Source organism: Azospirillum melinis (assembly GCF_013340935.1).
GTDB lineage: Bacteria > Pseudomonadota > Alphaproteobacteria > Azospirillales > Azospirillaceae > Azospirillum > Azospirillum melinis.
On the sequence record NZ_WHOS01000129.1, the window covers coordinates 1 to 3,590 of the forward strand.

Annotated in this window: 3 protein-coding genes; 1 reads left to right on the forward strand and 2 read right to left on the reverse strand. The window is 46.7% G+C overall.

Annotation, left to right across the window (positions count from 1 at the left end):
* Window positions 1-313: 313 nt before the first annotated feature.
* Window positions 314-517, reverse strand: a complete 204-nt coding sequence (locus tag GBZ48_RS35645; RefSeq protein ID WP_174475346.1) for an antitoxin — start codon at window positions 515-517, stop codon at window positions 314-316.
* Between the two features lie 143 nt (window positions 518-660).
* On the opposite strand from GBZ48_RS35645, the gene GBZ48_RS35650 reads away from it, so the two are divergent.
* Complete coding sequence (locus GBZ48_RS35650) at window positions 661-2,913, forward strand: AAA family ATPase (RefSeq protein WP_174475347.1); 2,253 nt, start codon at window positions 661-663, stop codon at window positions 2,911-2,913.
* A gap of 160 nt (window positions 2,914-3,073) precedes the next feature.
* Here the strand turns inward: GBZ48_RS35650 and GBZ48_RS35655 are convergent, their stop codons facing one another.
* The gene (locus GBZ48_RS35655) at window positions 3,074-3,445 is read right to left on the reverse strand and encodes an HVO_A0114 family putative DNA-binding protein (RefSeq protein WP_174475348.1); all 372 of its coding nucleotides are present in this window, start codon (window positions 3,443-3,445) and stop codon (window positions 3,074-3,076) included.
* Window positions 3,446-3,590 lie beyond the last annotated feature (145 nt).

Below are 3,590 nucleotides of genomic sequence, written 5' to 3' on the forward strand. Positions count from 1 at the left end.
GCTCGCCAGCTTCAAGCCGTCGAACCAGCGAAACCTTGAACTCCAAACTTCGCTTCTCTCCCATCGGTCCTCTCCATCAGAGAACCGGAACACTTTAACACTGTCTCAGTTTCAGGGGGCACTCCAGGCTGTTCAGTGTTCCATCCAGGGGGGCGGGTGCTCGGGAGGACGGGCGCAAGGGCGCGCGGCACCTGTAGCGATGCATGCAGGACACTCCTCGGGTGGTGACGGCTTTTAGTCCTATCACGGAGTGCGGCCGGCGGTAAGGAGGCATGGAAAAATATGGCGGCTTGTCGTCTGCCGCTGCGCTGCGTCAAGGGCGGTTCTTTGCCCCGTGCGAAGACCGCATCCGCGACGGCGCAGGACGCTCGTCGGTCGTGCCCCAACTGTCGAGCCAGTCGGCAACGTCGCGCAGAGGAATTGCCTGATCGGCGGCAATCTGTGCCCGCGCCTCGGCGACGGCGCGTGTCAGCGCATCGTCATCGGTCGGTTCGAATGCGGTTGCAGGCTCGGCCATGGGGCACATCCATCACTGACTGTATGCGGGTAGAGTGGCAGATTGCTCGTTGGAAAGCGTCGGGTTATCCATTGCGCAACACATCTCATATAGCTAAAATTGGCAACACAAATTCAACCTTATAAAGAGAAAGGTGCTACGTAATGTTAGAAAAAGTGAAGATTGCCTGTCATGCAAGCTATTCCGAAAGCGGGGCGATCCTGGATGACCTTAAACCTATAAATTTCATATTTGGAACCAACGGAACGGGAAAGACCACTATTTCTCGTGTTATTGCTGATGTGCAGTCGTATCCATTTTGTGAAGTTTCATGGGCCGGGAGCAGGCCGCTTGAAACTGTCGTTTATAACAGAGATTTTGTAGCAAGAAATTTCAAAGAACAGTTTCCAGGTATATTCACACTCGGAGAGACTGTAAAAGATACTTTAGAAAATATAGAATTTACACAAAAGAACGTTAGAAAGCTTAATGAAGAAGTATCTCAGTTACAAAGAACGCTCGGAAAGAAAGATGACGATCTGGGAATGCTTGGTAAGCTGAAAGGGCTAAGAAAATCGTTTGAGGCCGAGTGCTGGAAGATTAAAACTAAGCACGATATTTATTTTAAGGGTGCTTTCATAGGGGTGAGAAACGCGCAGGCAAAATTTTGTGAAAAAATTATTGAGGAGTTCTCGGTAAATAAATCAGAAATTTGTGATTTTGATGACCTTAAAGTGAGGGTGTCGAAATTATTCAATAATAGTATTGATAGGAAGGCGTCTATACCACTATTAGATTTTTCATTATTATTGTTTCTTGAAAAGGAGCCTTTGCTTTTGAAAAGAATTATTGGCAGAGAGGATATTAATGTATCCGAGCTAATTCAGAAGCTTAGCAATAGTGATTGGGTGCGTCAGGGGCTTTCATTTTTAAATGATTCTGACGTGTGCCCATTTTGCCAGCAGAAAGTTGAAGCTGATCTGGTAGAGCGCTTGAATTCTTACTTTGATGAAAAATTTATTTCGGACATAGCTAGAATAAAAAACATATTAGATCAATACAGGCGTCATTCTGAAGAGGTGCTTGCAAAATTAAAAAGCATCTCTGAGGGATTTGAATGGAGTATAAACCCCGATGGTATTGATAGCCTAATTAATCAGCTCTCGGAGAGAATAAGCAGCAACATTATGGTATTGGAAAATAAAAATAAAGAGCCAAGTGTTCCGGCGCGCCTGGAGAGTATAGATATTATAGCGGGAAGCATAAGGGAGAAAATAGAGGCGGAAAATAACTATGTTGTAGCGCATAATCAAATTGTTGATAACCTCTCCGTTGAGCGGTCTCGCTTAATAGGAGAAATCTGGAAATGGCTTGTAGAGGAAAACCGTGCCGCTATAGAAAAATTTTCTAGAGAAAAAATCTCCTTGGAAAAAGCAATAAGCAGTTTAGAGCTGCAAATAATTAAAAAGCGTGAACTGATAAATGAAAATGAGAAGGAGCTTAGAGAGCTTGAGAGGTCTGTTGCGAGCGTGCATCCAACAGTTAGGGATATAAATGTTATACTCAAATCCTTTGGCTTTACTGGGTTCTCTTTGAGAACGTCTGGGGACAAAAATCACCTTTACGAAGTTGTTCGCGGTGATGGCAGCAATGCCGTGTCTACATTAAGTGAAGGAGAGAGGAGCTTTGTGGGGTTTCTCTACTTCTATCATTTGCTTCAGGGCAGCATGAATGAGGCAGGTATAAGCAGTGATCGAATAGTAGTCTTCGATGATCCAATATCGAGCCTTGACAGTGACGTTTTGTTTATTGTTAGCGCTCTCATAAAGAGAGTATTTAAAGATATAGTATCTGCAAAAGGGCGCATAAAGCAGGCTTTTATCTTAACGCACAACATTTATTTCCATAAAGAAGTATCTTTTGATCCAACACCAATTTCTAAGCGTCAAAAATATGAAAGCTACTGGATCGTAAAAAAGGCAGAGGGTATTTCTGAATTTACCAGATGTGAAAAGAACCCAATAAAAACATCATATGAACTGCTATGGGATGATGTTCGAAGCCCTAATAAGGCAAGGGCTACAATACAAAATACACTGCGTCGCATAGTTGAAAATTATTTCAAGATAATGGGAAACATAGATACAGAAGAAATAATTGCTATGTTTGAAGGGAAAGATCAGCAAGTTTGTAGCTCGCTATTTTCATGGGTCAATGATGGGTCGCATAGCGCTCATGAGGATTTCTATATATCTTCTGATGAAAGCATCGTTGACCGATACATGGAGGTTTTTAAAATGATATTTATAAAGACAAATCATTATGCTCACTATTGCATGATGATGAAGATAGAACCCGATGACGTCAGAAATCAGGATGAAGGAAATTTGTCTGGAGAAAATAAACAATTAGCTTAAAAATGATAAAATAAATCGCAAGGCTCTGGGAAGGCTCCCGGAATAAAGCGTACTTGCGCGCATATTTTCCTGCTCTGGCCATACCTGCCAAATGCGAGGATTAAAAAAGCCGGAGGGGCGGAATACCGTCCCTCCGACTCCGACGATACGCAGCCGTTCCCTACTCTGCCGCCGCCGCCATCGGCACCACCCTGCAAGTCCCGCGCACCAGATCGACGTCGATTTCCGCTGCGACCAATTCCGGTCGGATGCTCATACCGTCGCGGACCAGCCGCACCAGCCCGTGCTTCGCCAAGTCTTGCAGAGCGCGCGAGACGTTGGGCTGGGCGCGGTCGGCGAGTTGGGCGAGGCGGGAGACCGTCTCCGGGCGTTCGGTGGCGATCAGGTGCATCAATGCCCGGTTGGCTGGGGTCAGCACGCCGAGAAGGCCGGAGACCGCCTCGCCATCCGTCACCGACCGCACCGGGGGAACCGGGCGGGTGCCCTGGGCGACCGCCAGCATCTCGTCGCGCACATCATGCAAGGTCCGCATCCCCGGTCCCTCCTTGGTCGTAAGCATCCGCTGAGTGCCGCGGTCAGGTAGCTTTCGTCTGCTCACGGATTGCTTTCCATTCCCAGGGGAGGAGTTCGTGCAGGCGGGTTTGAGGGATGTCGTTGATGCGCGCCAGCACATCGGC